General features: G+C 72.2%; 14 protein-coding genes. 2 read left to right on the top strand and 12 right to left on the bottom strand.

Features of this window, described 5'->3' with window-relative positions:
- Nucleotides 1-33: 33 nt before the first annotated feature.
- Nucleotides 34-888 (top strand): MurR/RpiR family transcriptional regulator, encoded by an 855-nt coding sequence (locus tag ACIGXE_RS05265; RefSeq protein ID WP_399743254.1) that lies wholly within the window; start codon nt 34-36, stop codon nt 886-888.
- An 82-nt stretch (nt 889-970) separates the two neighbouring features.
- Here ACIGXE_RS05265 and ACIGXE_RS05260 read toward each other — a convergent pair whose 3' ends face one another.
- The 10 genes from ACIGXE_RS05260 to uvrC all read right to left on the bottom strand — a co-directional run bounded on the left by ACIGXE_RS05260 (nt 971) and on the right by uvrC (nt 13,139).
- Entirely contained in the window at nt 971-1,306 is a 336-nt protein-coding gene (locus tag ACIGXE_RS05260; protein WP_003957010.1) for an RNA polymerase-binding protein RbpA, read from the bottom strand.
- Nucleotides 1,307-1,383: 77 nt separating this feature from the next.
- Nucleotides 1,384-1,614 (bottom strand): preprotein translocase subunit SecG, encoded by a 231-nt coding sequence (secG, locus tag ACIGXE_RS05255; RefSeq protein ID WP_265866124.1) that lies wholly within the window; start codon nt 1,612-1,614, stop codon nt 1,384-1,386.
- Between the two features lie 107 nt (nt 1,615-1,721).
- A complete protein-coding gene (tpiA, locus tag ACIGXE_RS05250; protein ID WP_399743250.1) occupies nt 1,722-2,498 on the bottom strand; it encodes a triose-phosphate isomerase in 777 nt (258 codons plus the stop codon).
- A gap of 7 nt (nt 2,499-2,505) precedes the next feature.
- Nucleotides 2,506-3,717: a phosphoglycerate kinase gene (locus tag ACIGXE_RS05245; RefSeq protein ID WP_399743247.1), complete on the bottom strand. Its 1,212-nt coding sequence runs from the start codon at nt 3,715-3,717 to the stop codon at nt 2,506-2,508.
- A gap of 108 nt (nt 3,718-3,825) precedes the next feature.
- Nucleotides 3,826-4,833: a type I glyceraldehyde-3-phosphate dehydrogenase gene (gene gap / locus ACIGXE_RS05240; protein ID WP_384421891.1), complete on the bottom strand. Its 1,008-nt coding sequence runs from the start codon at nt 4,831-4,833 to the stop codon at nt 3,826-3,828.
- A gap of 246 nt (nt 4,834-5,079) precedes the next feature.
- The gene (locus ACIGXE_RS05235; RefSeq protein WP_399743242.1) at nt 5,080-8,031 is read right to left on the bottom strand and encodes a M14 family zinc carboxypeptidase; all 2,952 of its coding nucleotides are present in this window, start codon (nt 8,029-8,031) and stop codon (nt 5,080-5,082) included.
- 158 nt (nt 8,032-8,189) lie between these two features.
- Nucleotides 8,190-9,179, bottom strand: coding sequence for a DNA-binding protein WhiA (gene whiA / locus ACIGXE_RS05230; protein ID WP_030205188.1), 990 nt, complete (start codon nt 9,177-9,179; stop codon nt 8,190-8,192).
- On the bottom strand, nt 9,170-10,207 hold the full coding sequence (gene yvcK, locus ACIGXE_RS05225; RefSeq protein WP_399743239.1) for a uridine diphosphate-N-acetylglucosamine-binding protein YvcK: 1,038 nt from the start codon (nt 10,205-10,207) through the stop codon (nt 9,170-9,172). Before yvcK ends, whiA begins: the two co-directional genes overlap by 10 nt.
- Entirely contained in the window at nt 10,204-11,163 is a 960-nt protein-coding gene (rapZ, locus tag ACIGXE_RS05220; RefSeq protein ID WP_399743236.1) for an RNase adapter RapZ, read from the bottom strand. Before rapZ ends, yvcK begins: the two co-directional genes overlap by 4 nt.
- The gene (gene uvrC, locus ACIGXE_RS05215; RefSeq protein ID WP_399743233.1) at nt 11,160-13,139 is read right to left on the bottom strand and encodes an excinuclease ABC subunit UvrC; all 1,980 of its coding nucleotides are present in this window, start codon (nt 13,137-13,139) and stop codon (nt 11,160-11,162) included. The genes rapZ and uvrC overlap by 4 nt, the downstream gene beginning before the upstream one ends.
- Nucleotides 13,140-13,197: 58 nt before the next feature.
- On the opposite strand from uvrC, the gene ACIGXE_RS05210 reads away from it, so the two are divergent.
- Complete coding sequence (locus ACIGXE_RS05210) at nt 13,198-13,953, top strand: SDR family NAD(P)-dependent oxidoreductase (RefSeq protein WP_399743230.1); 756 nt, start codon at nt 13,198-13,200, stop codon at nt 13,951-13,953.
- Nucleotides 13,954-14,815: 862 nt separating this feature from the next.
- Here ACIGXE_RS05210 and ACIGXE_RS05205 read toward each other — a convergent pair.
- Together ACIGXE_RS05205 and ACIGXE_RS05200 are read right to left on the bottom strand one after the other, a co-directional pair.
- Entirely contained in the window at nt 14,816-15,712 is an 897-nt protein-coding gene (locus tag ACIGXE_RS05205) for a hypothetical protein (RefSeq protein WP_399743227.1), read from the bottom strand.
- Complete coding sequence (locus ACIGXE_RS05200; protein WP_399743224.1) at nt 15,709-16,341, bottom strand: papain-like cysteine protease family protein; 633 nt, start codon at nt 16,339-16,341, stop codon at nt 15,709-15,711. Before ACIGXE_RS05200 ends, ACIGXE_RS05205 begins: the two co-directional genes overlap by 4 nt.
- Nucleotides 16,342-16,408 lie beyond the last annotated feature (67 nt).

The raw sequence follows: 16,408 nt of genomic DNA, 5'->3' as shown, positions 1-16,408 counted from the left end.
TCACAAGACCCCGTCCCGACCAGAAGGCCCCGCATGATCACCGCGCTGATCCGCTCCGAACTCCCCCGGATGTCCCGGTCCTTGCGCACGGTCGGGGACTGGGTCCTCGCCGACCCCGCGCGGGTCGCGGGGGTGTCGGCGGCCGAGCTCGGGCGCCGGACCGGCACCTCGCAGGCCACGGTGACCCGGTTCTGCCGGGCGCTGGGCCTGGACTCGTACCAGGCGCTGCTGCTCGAACTCGCCCGCGAGCAGGGGCAGGAGAGCGCCGACGAGGAGGCGCCCCGGCCGCTGGGGCCGGAGATCGGGCCCGACGACCCGCTCGACCTCGTGGTCGCCGCCGTCGCCCGGGCCGACCTGGGGGCCCTGCGCGCCACCACGGAGCAGCTCGACCTCGACGCCCTGGAGCGGGCCGCCCGGGTGCTCGCGCAGGCGCGCCGGATCGACGTCTACGGGGTCGGCGCCTCGGGCGTGCTCGCCCTGGAGACACAGGCCCGGCTCTTCGGCATCGGCTGCGAGGCCCGCGTCTGGACCGAGGTGCACGCGGCGGAGACCTCGGCGGCCCTGCTGACGCCCGCGGACGCGGTCGTGGCCCTCTCGCACTCGGGCGCCACCCGCGAGGTGCTCGGCCCGCTGCGGCTGGCCGCCGAGCGGGGAGCGGCGACGGTCGCGGTGACCGGGGACCCGCGCTCGCCGGTGGCCCGCGCGGCCGGGGTCCACCTCACCTCGACGGCCGCCCCGACCGGCTTCCGGCACGGCGGCTTCGGCACCCGGCACTCGGTGCTGCTGATCCTCGACTGCCTCTACGCGCGCGTGGCGCAGCTGACCTACTCGCGGGCCACCGCCGCCCTCGCGCTCACCGCGCACATCGCCGGCGGCCATCGCCGGTAGGCGGGAAAGCCGAACGGGCCCCGCCCGCGAATCCCTTTCGCGGGCAGGGCCCGTTCGTCACGTTGTCGTCGTCACACCATGCTCAGATCTCGCCACGGAGCTTGGCGAGCGCCTCGGCGAGGATGGCCTCGCCGTCCGCGTCGCTGCGCCGCTCCCGTACGTACGCGAGGTGCGTCTTGTAGGGCTCGGTGCGCGGCGGGTCCGGCGGGTTGTCCCGGTCCTGGCCGGCCGGGAAGCCACAGCGCGGGCAGTCCCAGGTGTCCGGAACCTGTGCGTCACTGGCGAAGCTCGGCTGGGTCTCGTGCCCGTTCGAGCACCAGAAGGAGATGCGGAGACGCGGTGCCGACTCGCCCCGCTCGGCCTCCCCCATCGGCCCCGCTCCGACCCGGCTTCCCCGGATCGCGTTGCCACTTGCCACGGTCGTAACTCCCTGCGTGATGGTGCTCGAAGATGCCCCAGTCTACGTAAGGCCCAACGCGCGTCCAGTGATTGGAGTTACCCGTCCATCTTCATCAGCAGACCAAGTACGACAATGCACGCGAACCACAGCAGACCGACCACGACGGTGATGCGGTCCAGGTTGCGCTCGGCGACCGAGGAGCCACCGACGGACGACTGCATGCCGCCACCGAACATGTCGGAGAGGCCGCCGCCCTTCCCCTTGTGCATCAGCACGAGCAGCATCAGCAGCGCACTGAAGACGATCAGGGCGATCGAAAACCCCATAACCACGGCTGGACCAACTTCCTCGGACTTATACGGACGGGGGCCGGACAGGGTACCTGCCCGACCCCCGCAAGGGTACGACGGATCTCGTCCGCCGCTCTACATCATCACTGGTCGCGGAAGCGAACGATCTTGACGAACTCGTCGGCGTCCAGCGAGGCACCGCCGACCAGCGCGCCGTCGATGTCGGCCTGGGCCATGATCTCGGCCACGTTGCCGCCCTTGACGGAGCCGCCGTACTGGATGCGGACCTTGTCGGCCAGCTCCTGCGAGTACAGCTCGGCGAGCTTGCCGCGGATGGCCGCGCAGACCTCCTGGGCGTCCTCGGCGCCGCAGACCTTGCCGGTGCCGATGGCCCACACGGGCTCGTAGGCGATCACGACGGTCTCGGCCTGCTCGGCCGGCACGTCCTTCAGGCCGCCCTCGACCTGGGTCAGGGTGTGCGCGACGGCGTTGCCGGCCTCGCGCACGTCCAGCTCCTCGCCGACGCACAGGATCGGGGTCAGGCCGTGCTTGAAGGCGGCCTTCACCTTGGCGTTGCAGACCTCGTCGGTCTCGGCGTGGTACTGGCGGCGCTCGGAGTGGCCGACGGCCACGTAGGCGCACTTCAGCTTGGCCAGCATCGGGCCGGAGATCTCGCCGGTGTACGCGCCGGAGTCGTGCGCCGAGAGGTCCTGGGCGCCGTACTTGATCTTCAGCTTGTCGCCGTCGACCAGGGTCTGCACGGAGCGCAGGTCGGTGAAGGGCACGAGGACCGCGACCTCCACGGCGTCGTGGTCCTTGTCGGTCAGCGCGAAGGCGAGCTTCTGGACGTGGGCGATGGCCTCGAGGTGGTTGAGGTTCATCTTCCAGTTGCCCGCCATCAGCGGGGTGCGGGTGCTCATAAGGGGGTCAGTCCTCCAGTGCGACGAGGCCGGGGAGCTGCTTGCCCTCGAGGTATTCGAGGGAGGCGCCGCCGCCGGTCGAGATGTGGCCGAAAGCATTCTCGTCGAAGCCCAGCAGGCGGACGGCGGCAGCCGAGTCGCCGCCGCCGACCACGGTGAAGGCCGGCGAGTCGAGCAGGGCCTGCGCGACGGCCTTGGTGCCGTTCGCGTAGTCGGGGTGCTCGAAGACGCCCATCGGGCCGTTCCAGAAGACGGTGCCCGCGTCGGCCAGCTTGGCCGCGTAGAGCTCACGGGTCTTCGGGCCGATGTCCAGGCCCTCCTCGGTGGCCGGGATGGCGTCCGCGGCGACCGTGGTGGGGTTGGCCGGGGCCTTGGTCTTCAGGTCCGGGAACTCGGGCGAGACCAGCACGTCGACCGGGAGCACGAACTCCACGCCGCGCTTCTCGGCGCGGGCCAGGTAGTCCAGGCAGGCCGGGATCTGGTCCTCCTGGAGGAGCGAGATGCCGACCTCGTGGCCCTTGGCCTTGAGGAAGGTGTAGGCCATGCCGCCGCCGACGAGGATGCGGTCGGCCTTCTCCAGCAGGTGGTCGATCACGCCCAGCTTGTCGGAGACCTTGGCGCCGCCGAGGACGACGACGTACGGCCGCTTGACGTCCTCGGTGAGCTTCTTCAGGACGCCGACCTCGGTGGCGATGAGGTAGCCGGCGGCGTGCGGCAGCTTGCCCGGGAGGTCGAAGACCGAGGCGTGCTTGCGGTGCACGGCACCGAAGCCGTCGCCCACGTAGAGGTCGGCGAGCCGGGCGAGCTGGTCCGCGAAGGCGCCGCGCTCGGCGTCGTCCTTGGACGTCTCGCCCGGGTTGAAGCGGAGGTTCTCGATGACGGCCACCTGGCCGTCGGCGAGGCCCGCGACGGTCGACGTGGCCGACTCGCCGACGGTGTCGGTCGCGAACGCCACGTCGGCGCCCAGCAGTTCGCCCAGCCGCGCGGCGGCGGGGGCGAGCGAGAACGCCGGGTCCGGGGCGCCCTTGGGGCGGCCCAGGTGCGAGGCGACCACCACGCGGGCGCCCGCGTCGGCGAGCGCCTTGACGGTGGGGACGACGGCGCGGATGCGTCCGTCGTCGGTGATGGTGGTGCCCTCGAGGGGCACGTTGAGGTCGGCGCGGACGAACACCCGCTTGCCGGAGACGCCCTCGGCGAGCAGCTCGTCGATCGTCTTCATCTGTTCCTGACTCCTTGGTACACGCGATGGAGCACACGACACAGGGCCCGTACAGCGCGTCTTCGCGCTGCCCGAGCCCTGCTTCATATCGAAAGCCCGCCCTAGAGCTTAGAGCTGACCGCCGACGAAGACGGTGAGGTCGACGAGACGGTTGGAGTAGCCCCACTCGTTGTCGTACCAGCCGAGGACCTTGACCGAGTTGCCCTCCTGGACCATCGTCAGCGACGAGTCGAAGGTGCAGGAGGCCGGGTCGCTCACGATGTCCGAGGAGACGATCTCGTCCTCGGTGTAGAACAGGATGCCCTTGAGCTCGCCGTCCGCGGCCTTCTTAAACGCGGCGTTGACCTCGTCCTTGGTGACCTCGCGGGAGAGCTCCACGACCAGGTCGGTGACCGAGCCGGTCGGGACGGGCACGCGCATGGCCATGCCGTCGAGCTTGCCCTTGAGCTGCGGGAGGACCAGCGCGGTGGCCTTGGCGGCGCCCGTGGTGGTCGGGATGATGTTCTCCGCGGCGGCGCGGGCGCGGCGCAGGTCCTTGTGCGGGAAGTCCAGGATGCGCTGGTCGTTGGTGTACGCGTGGACGGTGGTCATGAGACCACGCACGATGCCGAAGTTCTCGTCGAGGACCTTGGCCATCGGCGCCACACAGTTGGTGGTGCAGGACGCGTTGGAGATGACGTGGTGGTTGGCCGCGTCGTACTTGTCCTGGTTGACGCCCATCACGATGGTGATGTCCTCGTCCTTGGCCGGAGCCGAGATGAGGACCTTCTTGGCGCCGCCGGCGAGGTGCTTCGCGGCGTCCTCGCGCTTGGTGAAGATGCCGGTGGACTCGATGACGATGTCGACCCCGAGCTCACCCCACGGGATGTCGGCCGGGTTGCGCTCGGAGAGCACCTTGATGGTGTGGCCGTCGACGGTGATGGTGTCGGCGGTGTGGCTCACCTCGGCCTTGAGGCGGCCCAGGATGGTGTCGTACTTCAGCAGGTGGGCCGTGGTCGCGGTGTCACCCAGGTCGTTCACGGCCACGACCTCGATGTCGGCACCCTGCTCAAGGAGCGCGCGGAAGTAGTTGCGACCGATACGGCCAAAGCCGTTGATGCCTACGCGGATCGTCACGAACCGATCTCCTCGTTAGGTACGCCGGGTTTCGACGCCCGGCGAGCTTCTTTTTGGGATGTCCCCGACCGCTTACGACCCTACCTCTCCAGATGGCTACGCGTGACATCTGGTGCAGTCGTACACGCCCGGAAAGTGCTGGAAAAAGGCCTACAGCCCTTGTTTACCAACGGGTACGGCCCCTGAAGGGACCCCGATTTCGACTACGGAGAGTGACGGTTTTCGGTGCTCGCCTGAGCGCCCGATTCAGCGTCGGAGCGAAGTAAGAGCCCTTCCGAGTAGATTCGCCCGATCCGTCGCATTCGGGACATGCTCCAGGCCGAAGCCGAGGAGGACGGTGTCACGGGTCGTGACCGCTGCGCGGGAGTGGAAGAGAGCAGCGGAACTCTTCCAGTCATTTGTGTTCCCGGGGCTTCCGGCGGGTGCCCCGGGGACGGACCAATCGCCCATTCCGGCCTCGAAGACCTCGGTGTCGGCCACGCCCCCGGCGCTGACGCGGAGCTCGTCGAGGAACGCGCCCATCTCCCCGGTGCCCGGATCGGAGACGTACGAGATCGCCAGCTCGACCTTCCGGCCCGCGTAGGCGCTCAGGTCGACGCTCGCCTCCCGCCAGCCGTTGGACGGGCCGGTGAAGGCGTGCCAGGCGCCGGTGGTGCCGGTGGCGGTGCAGCCGTCCGCGCCGACGGTCAGGTAGTGGGCGAGGAAGGGGTGCTCCCGGACGTAGTAGCCCTCGCCGCAGTCGGCGGGCGGCTCGGCGGAGGTGCCGCCGTTGGCGTCGGGCAGGGTGGTCCAGTCGTCCTGGCCGACGGTGTGGGCCTCGACGACGAGGTTGTCGTAGCCCGGCTCGGTGTCGTAGCTGACCTGGAAGCTCAGGCTCGGCTTCGTGGCGGCCGTGACGCCGGTCAGGTCCACGGTCCGGCTCAGCCGGCCCCAGGTGCCGTCCGCGTGCCGCAGCGCGGCGAAGCGGCTGCCCGCGTACGGCTCGAAGGGGGTGCGGATGCCCGGGTAGTCGCCCGCGGCGGCGCTGCTCGCGAACTGCGGGAAGCGGTCGGGCGTCAGGGTGTCGGAGGTGACGGTGTACGCCCCGGCGTTGTCGAGCGCGTTGTCCGCCGCCGCGGCGAGGGGCGTGCCGGGGGCGCCGAGCCGGCCGGCTCCGGTGAAGGACGGCGGGGCGTTCAGGCCCGCCCGGTGGTAGGCGCCGAGGTAGTACTGGGCGAAGTCGTTGGACTGGGCGCGGCCGACCTGGACGAAGCCGCCGGACTTCTCGCCCATGTCGATCAGCTTGCCGCCCTCGTTGAGATAGGCGCGGACGGCCTGGAGGGTGGTGCCGGAGGGCTGCTCGGCGCCGGAGTACCAGAGGACGGTGCGGAAGTGGCTCAGCACGCCCAGCGCGTGCGGGGCGCCCTGGGTGGCGACGTCCCAGACGACGGCCCGGCGGCCGTTCGCGGCGAGCGCCCGCACATAGGTGTCGGTGTGCCGGGCGGCGGCGGTGCCGCCCTCGTCGGCGAGGACGAGGACGTCGGCACGGGGCCGCTCGGCCACGGTGTACGTGAACGGGGCGGACGCGGTCGCCCGGCCCTCGCGGGTGCGGGCGGTGTACCAGACCTCGACCGTGTCGCCGGTCCTGGCGCCCTCGACCCGCGCGCGGTACTCGTCGAAGTAGAGGTTGTCCCCGCCGCCGTACGTCTCGCCGCCCTGCCAGGGCTCCAGACTCTCGTGCCGGGTGCGGCCGCCGTTGATCCGGAAGTTCAGGGTCTTGCCGCGCAGCGACTTGCGGGCGGTGACGGAGACCTCTTGGCCGGCGCCGCGGGCGTAGGAGGTGGTGAAGGCGTCCGGGGTGAAGTCGGGCGCCTCGATGCCGACCGGGGAGACCGGGCGGTCGGGGTGGGCGGCGGTCTCGGCGACGGCCAGCGCGAAGGGGATGTTCTTGGCGAACTCGGCCTGGATCAGTTTCTCGTCGTCGGGGAAGGTGAAGACGGAGGCGCAGTCGGCCGGGTCCCAGGCGTCGTTCGGGTCGACGCGCGAGGCGGTGGCGCAGGTCGACATCTCCGGGGTGAACATCTGCGTCCGGTTGACGTTGGCGGCGTGTCCGTCGGCCTCGCCGTTGGTGATGTAGAGCTCGGAGGAGACCTGCGAGCGGTAGCCGGGGACCGCGGGCTTCTGCGGGGTGCCGGCGAGCGCCCTGAGGGCCACGTCGTCGGGGGTGTCGGTGGCGACCTGCCAGCCCACGCCGTACAGCAGCAGCTGGGCGGCGGAGTGGTAGTTGATCGCGTAGCGGAACTTGACGCGCTTCTGGAAGGCGTCCAGCGCCCGGGTCTCGGGCTCGGACATCGGGCCGCTGCCGCGGAAGGTCTCGTCGGCCGGGTCGGGCGAGGAGCCCTCGTCGTCGTAGCCCCACTTGTAGGCGAAGTTGCGGTTGAGGTCGACGCCGTCGCCGGACTCGATCCGGCCGTCGCCGTTGTTGTCGCGCAGGTTCTTGCGCCACTGGCGGTTGGCCGGGTCGGCGTGGGTGAAGTCGTAGCCGTCGGGGTTGGCCGAGAGCACGAACCACAGCTCGGTGGTGTCGACGATCCGCGTGATCCGCGGGTCCCTGCCGTAGCCGTCCAGATAGTGGTGCATCAGCCGGCGGGTCATCTCGGGGGTGATCCACTCGCGGGCGTGCTGGTTGGACAGGTACAGCGTGGCCGGCTTGCTGCCGTCCGCGGACTTCCGGGCGCCCTTGCTCAGCTTGAGGGCGAGGATGTCCTGGCCCTTGACCGTCCTGCCGATGGAGACGACCTTGGTGAGCTCCGGGTGGGCCCGGGCGGTGTCCAGGATCTCCTGCTTGAGGCCGCCCTTGCCGCCGTACGGGCGGAACACGCCGTCCCCGGCGTTCGCGACCCTGCGCTCCGCCTGGGCGGTCAGGGTGTGCTCGGCGAGCGCGACGCCCGCCCGGCGCAGCTGCCCCGCCTGCTTCCCGGTGAGGTAGAGCTCGACGGTCGCGGTGCCCCGCGCGGGCACCTGCTCGGTCAGCTCGTGGGCGTCGGCACCGGCGTCGAGGAGGAGCGGCACCTGTTCCCGGCCGACCGTCGCCCGCCATACGGAGAGGTGCTCGGCGTCCCCGCCGCCACCGGTCCGCGCCCCGGCGCCGGGCGCCGTCGCCAGACCCGCGACCAGCAGTGATGCCACGGCGAGAATCGATCTCGCGGTGCGCCTCATCAGCCCCCCTTGCTGTCGTCTGCCACGAATGTGAACGGACGCCAGATTCGTGGCGGCTCATACCCCTGTCAAGAGTGCCTGCGGCGCGTCGGCCGAAGCCCGCCAAACGGAACTGCCGGTACCTCAGAAAGGCACCGGCAGCGGAGAGTTGGGGGTTTTCAGCCGACCAGGCTGTCGTCCAGCTCCTCCGTCAGGTTGGATTCGGTCCCGGGGATGCCCAGGTCCTGGGCCCGCTTGTCGGCCATGGCGAGCAGCCGGCGGATCCGGCCGGCCACCGCGTCCTTGGTGAGCGGCGGGTCGGCGAGCGCGCCCAGCTCCTCCAGGGAGGCCTGCTTGTGCTCCATGCGCAGCCGGCCGGCGGCGGCGAGGTGCTCGGGCACCTCCTCGCCCAGGATCTCCAGGGCCCGCTGCACCCGCGCGCCCGCGGCGACCGCGGCCCGGGCCGAGCGGCGCAGGTTGGCGTCGTCGAAGTTGGCCAGCCGGTTGGCGGTGGCGCGGACCTCGCGCCGCATCCGCCGCTCCTCCCAGGCCAGCACGGACTCGTGCGCGCCGAGCCGGGTGAGCAGGGCGCCGATGGCGTCGCCGTCCCGGACCACGACCCGGTCCACGCCGCGGACCTCGCGGGCCTTGGCCGCGATGGACAGCCGGCGGGCCGCGCCGACCAGGGCGAGCGCGGCCTCGGGGCCGGGGCAGGTGACCTCCAGGGAGGAGGAGCGGCCCGGCTCGGTCAGCGAGCCGTGTGCGAGGAAGGCGCCGCGCCAGGCCGCCTCGGCGTCGCAGGTGGCCCCGGAGACCACCTGCGGGGGCAGGCCCCGGATCGGGCGCCCCCGGCCGTCCACGAGGCCGGTCTGGCGGGCCAGCTGGTCGCCGCCCGCCACCACCCGCACGACGAAGCGCGAGCCGCGGCGCAGCCCGCCCGGGGCCATCACGATCAGCTCGGAGCTGTGCCCGAAGATCTCCAGGATGTCCCGCTTCAGCCGGCGGGCCGCCATCGCGGTGTCCAGCTCCGCCTCGATCACGATCCGCCCGCTCACCAGGTGCAGCCCGCCCGCGAACCGCAGGATCGACGAGACCTCTGCCTTCCTGCAGCAGGTCCGGGTGACGGGGAGCCGGGAGATCTCGTCCTTCACCGCTGCCGTCATCGCCATGGGCCGATCCTTCCATGCATCCGAAAAATACGGTCGTACGCGGCGGCCAACAGCTCCGGGTCGTGCTTCGGAGCACCGTCGGGCCTGGCGACCGGCGCCAGCTCGACCGCAGCGCCGAGCCGCTTGGCGGCATCGGCGAGAGGCTCCCTGGCGCACACGTCGCGCACGGCGGCCTCGTCGGCCAGCACCACGTCCAGGGCGAGTTTAGGGGCGTGTCGTGCCAAAACCTCCAAATGACGCTGCGGGGAGAAGCCCTCGGTTTCTCCGGGCTGCGGCGCGAGGTTCAGCGAGAGCACCCGACGGGCCTTCGTCTCCACGAGGGCGTCGAGCAGCTCGGGCACGAGCAGGTGCGGGATCACGGAGGAGAACCAGGACCCGGGGCCCAGCACCACCCAGTCCGCGTCCAGGACGGCGGCGACCGCCTCGGGCACCGCCGGCGGGTCGTTCGGCACCAGGTGCACGGACTGCACCTCGCCGGGGGTGAGCGCCACCGTGGCCTGGCCGCGCACCGTGTCGACGTCCTGCGGGCGCGCCGGGTCGTGCCCCTTGACCAGGGCCTGCAGCTCCAGCGGCACGGCGGACATGGGCAGCACCCGGCCCTGCGCGCCGAGCAGCTTGCCGACCAGGTCGAGGGCCTGCACGGGGTCGCCGCCCAGCTGCTCCCAGAGGGCGACGATCAGCAGATTGCCCACGGCATGGCCGTGCATCTCGCCCTTGGACTGGAAGCGGTGCTGGATCACCCGGGCCCAGGTCTGGCCCCAGTCGTCGTCGCCGCACAGCGCGGCGAGCGCCTTGCGGAGGTCTCCCGGGGGCAGCACGCCCAGCTCCTCGCGGAGCCGGCCGCTGGAGCCCCCGTCGTCGGCGACGGTGACCACGGCGGTCAGGTCGCCGGTGATGCGGCGCAGGGCGGCGAGGGAGGCCGACAGTCCCATGCCGCCGCCCAGGGCGACGACCTTGGGCTGGGCGCCGCGCCTGCGGAGGGTACGCCGCACCGACAGGGTGGACGTACGCCGACGGTACGGCTTCACTCGCGCCCCATGTCCCGGTGGACGACGACGGTCTCGACGCCCTCCGAGGCCAGGCGGGCGGCCAGCTTCTCGGCGGTGGCCACGGAGCGGTGCTTGCCGCCGGTGCAGCCGACGGCGATCGTCACGTAGCGCTTGCCCTCGCGGCGGTAGCCGGCGGCGATCAGCTGGAGCAGCTCGGTGTAGCGGTCCAGGAACTCCTTGGCACCGGGCTGGTTGTACACGTAGTTGGCGACCTCTTCGTTGAGGCCGGTGAAGGGGCGCAGCTCGGGGACCCAGTGCGGGTTCGGCAGGAAGCGCATGTCGACGACCAGGTCGGCGTCGACCGGCAGGCCGTACTTGAAGCCGAAGGACATCACGGTGGCCCGCAGCTCGGGCTCCTCGTCGCCCGCGAACTGGGCGTCCATCTTGGCGCGCAGCTCGTGCACGTTGAGGCTGGAGGTGTCGATCACCAGGTCGGCGTCGCCGCGCAGCTCGCGCAGCAGGTCTCGCTCGGCGGCGATGCCGTCGACGATGCGCCCGTCGCCCTGCAGCGGGTGCGGCCGGCGGACCGACTCGAAGCGGCGGACCAGGGCCTCGTCGGAGGACTCCAGGAACACGATCCGGCGGGTGACCTGCTTGGCGTCGAGGTCGGCCAGGGAGTCGCGCAGGTTGTCGAAGAACTGCCGGCCGCGGACGTCGACGACGACCGCGATCCGGGCCACGTTGCCCTGGGAGCGGGCGCCCAGCTCGACCATGGTGGGGATCAGCGCGGGCGGCAGGTTGTCCACGACGAACCAGCCGAGGTCCTCCAGACACTTCGCCGCGGTGGACCGCCCGGCCCCGGACATGCCGGAGATGATCACCAGTTCGGGGATGGCCGCGTCGGCGTTGTTCTCGCCGTCGGGCTCCGTCGTGCCCGTACTCATGTCCGGTGCTCCGTCTTCGTTCTCGTGCTCGTACGCGTCGTGCGTGGTCATGCGGTGCTGCCCCCGTCGTCTTCCATGATCTCTCCTGTTGCCGTGTTCACGGCTGGCGCGGCCGGGGCCGCCTGCGCGAGGGCCACCGCCACGGCCTCGGCCGTCTTGCGGCCCATGCCGGGGACCTCGCAGATCTGCTCGATTGTCGCCTGTCGGAGCCGTTTGACCGAGCCGAAATGCTTGATGAGCGCTTGTTTCCGCGTGTCCCCCAGGCCCGGGACGGCGTCCAGGGGGCTGCTACGGATGCGCTTGCTCCGCTTGGACCGCTGGTAACGGATGGCGAAGTCGTGAGCCGTGTCACGTACCCGCTGGAGGAGGTACAGGCCCTCGCTGGAACGGGGCAGCACCACCGGGTCGTCGTCGCCGGGCAGCCAGACCTCCTCCAGGCGCTTGGCGAGGCCGCAGACCGCGATGTCGTCGATGCCGAGCTCGTCCAGGGCCCGCCGGGCGGCGGCGACCTGCGGCTGCCCGCCGTCGACGACGACGAGCTGCGGCGGATAGGCGAACCGCTTGGGCCGCCCGTCGTCCTCGGGGGCCGACTCGGGCACCTCGCCGTCGACCCACTCGCCGGTCTTCTCCTTCTCGGCGAGATAACGCCGGAAGCGGCGGCTGATCACCTCGTGCATGGACCGGACGTCGTCCTGGCCCTCGAAGCCCTTGATCTGGAAGCGGCGGTACTCGCTCTTGCGGGGCAGCCCGTCCTCGAAGACGACCATGGAGGCCACGACGTCCTCGCCCTGCAGGTGCGAGATGTCGAAGCACTCGATGCGCAGTGGCGCCGAGTCCAGGTCCAGGGCCTCGGCGATCTCCTCAAGGGCCCGGGAGCGGGTGGTCAGGTCGCTGGCCCGCTTGGTCTTGTGCAGCACGAGGGACTGCTGGGCGTTCCGGGCGACGGTCTCCATCAGGGCCTTCTTGTCGCCCCGCTGCGGGACGCGCAGCGACACGTTCGCCCCGCGGCGCCCGGAGAGCCAGGCGGTGACCGCACCGGAGTCCTCCGGCAGCGCGGGGACCAGCACCTCCTTGGGGACGGCGTCGCCGCTCTCCTCGCCGTACAACTGCTGGAGGGCGTGCTCGACGAGCCCGGCGGTGTCGACGGCCTCGACCTTGTCGGTGACCCAGCCGCGCTGACCGCGGACCCGGCCGCCGCGCACGTGGAAGATCTGGACGGCGGCCTCCAGCTCGTCCTCGGCGAGCGCGATCAGGTCGGCGTCGGTGGCGTCGGCGAGCACCACCGCGTTCTTCTCCATGGCCTTGCGCAGGGCCTCTATGTCGTCGCGCAGCCGGGCCGCCTTCTCGTACTCCATGTCCTCGGCCGCGATCATCATCTGCTTCTCCAGGCGGCGCAGATACGTGCCGGTGCGGCCGGCCATGAAGTCGCAGAAGTCCTCGGCCAGTTCGCGGTGCTCCTCCGGGCCGACCCGCCCGACGCAGGGCGCCGAGCACTTCCCGATGTAGCCGAGCAGACAGGGCCGCCCGGCCGACGCGGCGTTCCGGAAGACCCCCGCGGAGCACGTACGGACCGGGAACACGCGCAGCATCAGGTCGACGGTCTCGCGGATGGCCCACGCGTGCGCGTACGGCCCGAAGTAGCGCACGCCCTTCTTCTTGTGCCCGCGCATGACCTGGACGCGCGGGAACTCCTCGCCGAGCGTGACGGCGAGATACGGATAGCTCTTGTCGTCCCGGTACTTCACGTTGAACCGGGGGTCGAACTCCTTGATCCAGGAGTACTCCAGCTGCAGCGCCTCGACCTCGGTCGCCACGACGGTCCACTCCACGGAGGCGGCCGTGGTCACCATCGTCGCGGTGCGCGGGTGCAGGCTCGCCAGCGGCTGGAAGTAGTTCGCCAGGCGCTGGCGCAGGGACTTCGCCTTCCCGACGTAGATCACCCGGCGGTGCTCGTCGCGGAATTTGTAGACCCCCGGCGAGTCGGGGATCTGTCCCGGCTTGGGGCGGTAGCTGGAGGGGTCGGCCATGGCTCCCACCCTACTGGCGGGGACCGACACTCAGGCCGCGTCCGCTCGTTGGCCTGGCATGGCGACGGAGACCTCAGGACGGCTCGCGGACCGGGTGTGCGTGGTGACGGGAGCGGCGAGCGGGATCGGCCGCGCGACGGCGCTGCGCTTCGCCGCGGAGGGCGCGCGGGTGGTGGCGGCGGACGTGGACGCGGAGCGGCTGGCGACGCTGGGCGGCGCCGTGGTGCCGGTGGTGGGCGACGTCTCGGACGACGCGGACGCCCGCCGCATGATCGCCACCGCGGTGGACCGCTTCGGACGCCTGGACGTCCTGGTGGCGAACGCCGGCGTGATCCCCCTCCTGGACGTCCGGGAGGCGAGCGCCGCCGACTTCGACGCGGTGATGGCGGTCGACGGTCGTGGCATGTTCTTGACCTGCAAGTACGCGATCGAGGCGATGCTCGGCACGGGCGGCGGCGCGATCGTCTGCACCTCGTCGGTCTCGGGCGTCGCGGGCCAGGCCCGGCAGGCGGTCTACGGCCCGGCGAAGTTCGTCGCCACGGGCCTGACGAAGCACCTGGCGGTGGAGTGGGCGGCGCACGGCATCCGCGTCAACGCGGTCGCCCCGGGCACCATCGAGACCGAGCGCGTGGCCGCGGTCCGGGACGAGCCGGGCGGCCCGGAATACCTGGCCACGGTGGCGGCGGCGCACCCCATGGCGCGCTTCGGCCGGCCGGAGGAGGTGGCGGCGGCGATCCTGTTCCTCGCGTCGTCCGAGGCGTCGTTCATCACGGGCGCGATCCTCCCGGTGGACGGCGGCTACCTCTCCCAATAACCCGCACCCTTTCCCCCACCGCCCCGCACCCCCCGCTGTGGGCCGAGCTCGCCGCCCACCCCGTCGCGGGCGGCGCCCGGCCCCCCTTGTTGTGGGCTGCGCCCGACCGTCCCCGTCGCGGGCTGCGCCAGGCCGTCCTCGTTGCGGGCTGCGCCCGCCGCCCGCCGTCCTCGTTGTGGGCAGTCGTTCCGCTGGGGCGGAACGGGTGGGCACAACGGAACGCAGCGCCTTGCCGCGCCCAGGCCCCTACCGCTTTGACGCCTGCCACGAGAGCGCGGCGCCGTAAGGGGCGGGCGTAGGTACAAGGAGCGGACGCGCCGCCAAGCGCGGTCCCGTGTGCCCACCCGTCCCGCCCCACCGGGACGACTGCCCACACGGAGGCGGGCGAGCGTCCCACGCGACGATGGCGGCGAGCGCGCGGCCCGCACGGGGGGGTATGGGGGCCAGTAAGGCCCAAGGAGGAGCCGTCCCGCGTGGGGGGCTCGTGAGTGGGATGGGCGGCTGCGCACGCGCGCTGAGGGACCCGCGTGGGGCGGGCCCCTCAGCGAGGGCGCTTGGGGCGGTGGTGCGGTCGCGCCCGGGAGCCTCCCGGATGTTCGGGCGTGGACCGGCGGGGCAGGTGGAGCGCCCCGCCGGTCCAGGCGGCTACGGCCCGCGCGCGGCGAAGGAACCCGCCGTGGAGCTACGGCCTGCGGCGGCGCAGGGGCCCGCCGTCGAGCTACGGCCCGCGGCAGCGCAGGGGCCCGCCGTCGAGCTACGGCCCGCGGCAGCGCAGGGGCCCGCCGTCGAGCTACGGCCCGCGGCAGCGCAGGGGCCCGCCGTGGAGCTACGGCCCGCGGCAGCGAAGGGGGCCGCCGTCGAGCTACGGCCTGCGGCGGCGCAGGGACCTGGTGGCGAGGAGCGTCGCTGCGAGGAGCCCGCCCGCGCCCGCCGCGACCGACGCGACCGGCACGTGCGACGCCGGTCCGGCCGTCGCCACCGGCGCGGCAGCCCCGGTGTCGTAGCCCCCGGCCGCGCCCTTCCGCGCATACCCCGACCCCGGCAGCTTGTCGCCGTACGCCTTCGTCACGCGCATCCGATAGGCGCCCAGCGAGGTCCCGTTCCGGCCCACCGCCCGCACCGCGTCCTCGTCCAGCGGCAGCACCTTCGCCCCCTTCTGCACGTACCACGCGTCGATCTGCGGCTCCCGGAAGACGATCCCGCCCGGCAGCAGCCGCAGCCCCTGCTCGCTGTAGCGGATCTCGTCGTCACCGGTGGCGATGTTCACCACCTGCCAGCCGCCGCCCGGCCCGCGCACGGACCAGAGCGAGGCCGTCCGCCCGTCGGCGGCGACCGCCTTGCTGGCGTGGAACTCGACGCGGGCCACCGGCGCCCCCGGCTTCCCGGCCACGAAGTCCGGCGAGAGGAGCCGTACGGGCACCGAGGCGCCCTCGATCCGGGGCGGGGCCGCCGCCGTGCGGGCGAGGGCGGCCCCATGGGGGTCGCGGGCGAAGAACCGGGCCACGGTGTCGAGGGTGCGCGGCGCGGCGGCCGCCTGCTCGGGCGTCGGCGCGACCGGCAGCGCCCCGGCGGCACCGGCCGCACCGGCCCCACCGGCCGCGGCGGAACCATCCGCCGCACCCGCCGCACCCGCCGCACTCGCCCCACCGGCCGCGGCGGCCGCGTCGGCCGGCACCGCCCCCAGGGCGACCAGGGCCGCGGCCCCCAGCAGACCGGCGCCCAAGGCGCGGACACGTATGCGCAGGTCCATCGTCGTCACGCCCCGATCCGGTAGAGCGAGTGGGTCCAGGAGAAGGAGCTGTTGTCGACGTACCAGGCGTGGGAGGCCCAGTTGTAGCGGTCGCTGGAGGGCCATGGATCGCCCCAGTACACCCAGCTGTTGGCGTCGTCGTAGCCGTAGACGACGTGCATGTGGCCACCGCCGCTCGACCACTGGATCCGCGTCTCGACGGGCCGGTCGGCGTTGATCTCGGTCTGCACGGTCGAGTACCGCAGCCAGCCGGTCACGTACGAACCGGGGTTGATGCCCGCCCAGCTCAGCCCGTCCTGGACGTTGCCCAGGGTGGCCTGCCAGTTGGGGCAGTCGTAGCCCTGCTGCCGGCCGAAGGCGGCGTTGCAGAACTGGTTCTGGCTGTAGTTCCGGCCGTACCAGGTGGCGATGGTGTTGCCGCTCGCCGCCCAGCACCAGTTGGTCTTCTGCTGGGCCTGCATGGTGATGTTCAGCCGCTTGTAGGCGAGGGCGGACAGTCCGTCCGCCGCGCCGCCCGTCACGCCGTCCCGGCCGGCCGTCGGCGCGGCGGACGCCGACGGGGCGGGGACGAGGAAGAGGGCGGCGGCCGCGACGAGTGCCGCGAGGGCCTTTCTCGCGAGGACCTTGCTACTGCGCATCGCGTTCCTCCCGGTGTGGGGATGTGGGGAGTCGGAGGAGAGGAGCGCGTCCGGACGCTGGTCTGGA

The sequence above is a fragment of the Streptomyces sp. NPDC053431 genome, from assembly GCF_044544925.1.
Lineage (GTDB): Bacteria > Actinomycetota > Actinomycetes > Streptomycetales > Streptomycetaceae > Streptomyces.
This window is presented reverse-complemented; position numbering and strand designations above follow the sequence as displayed.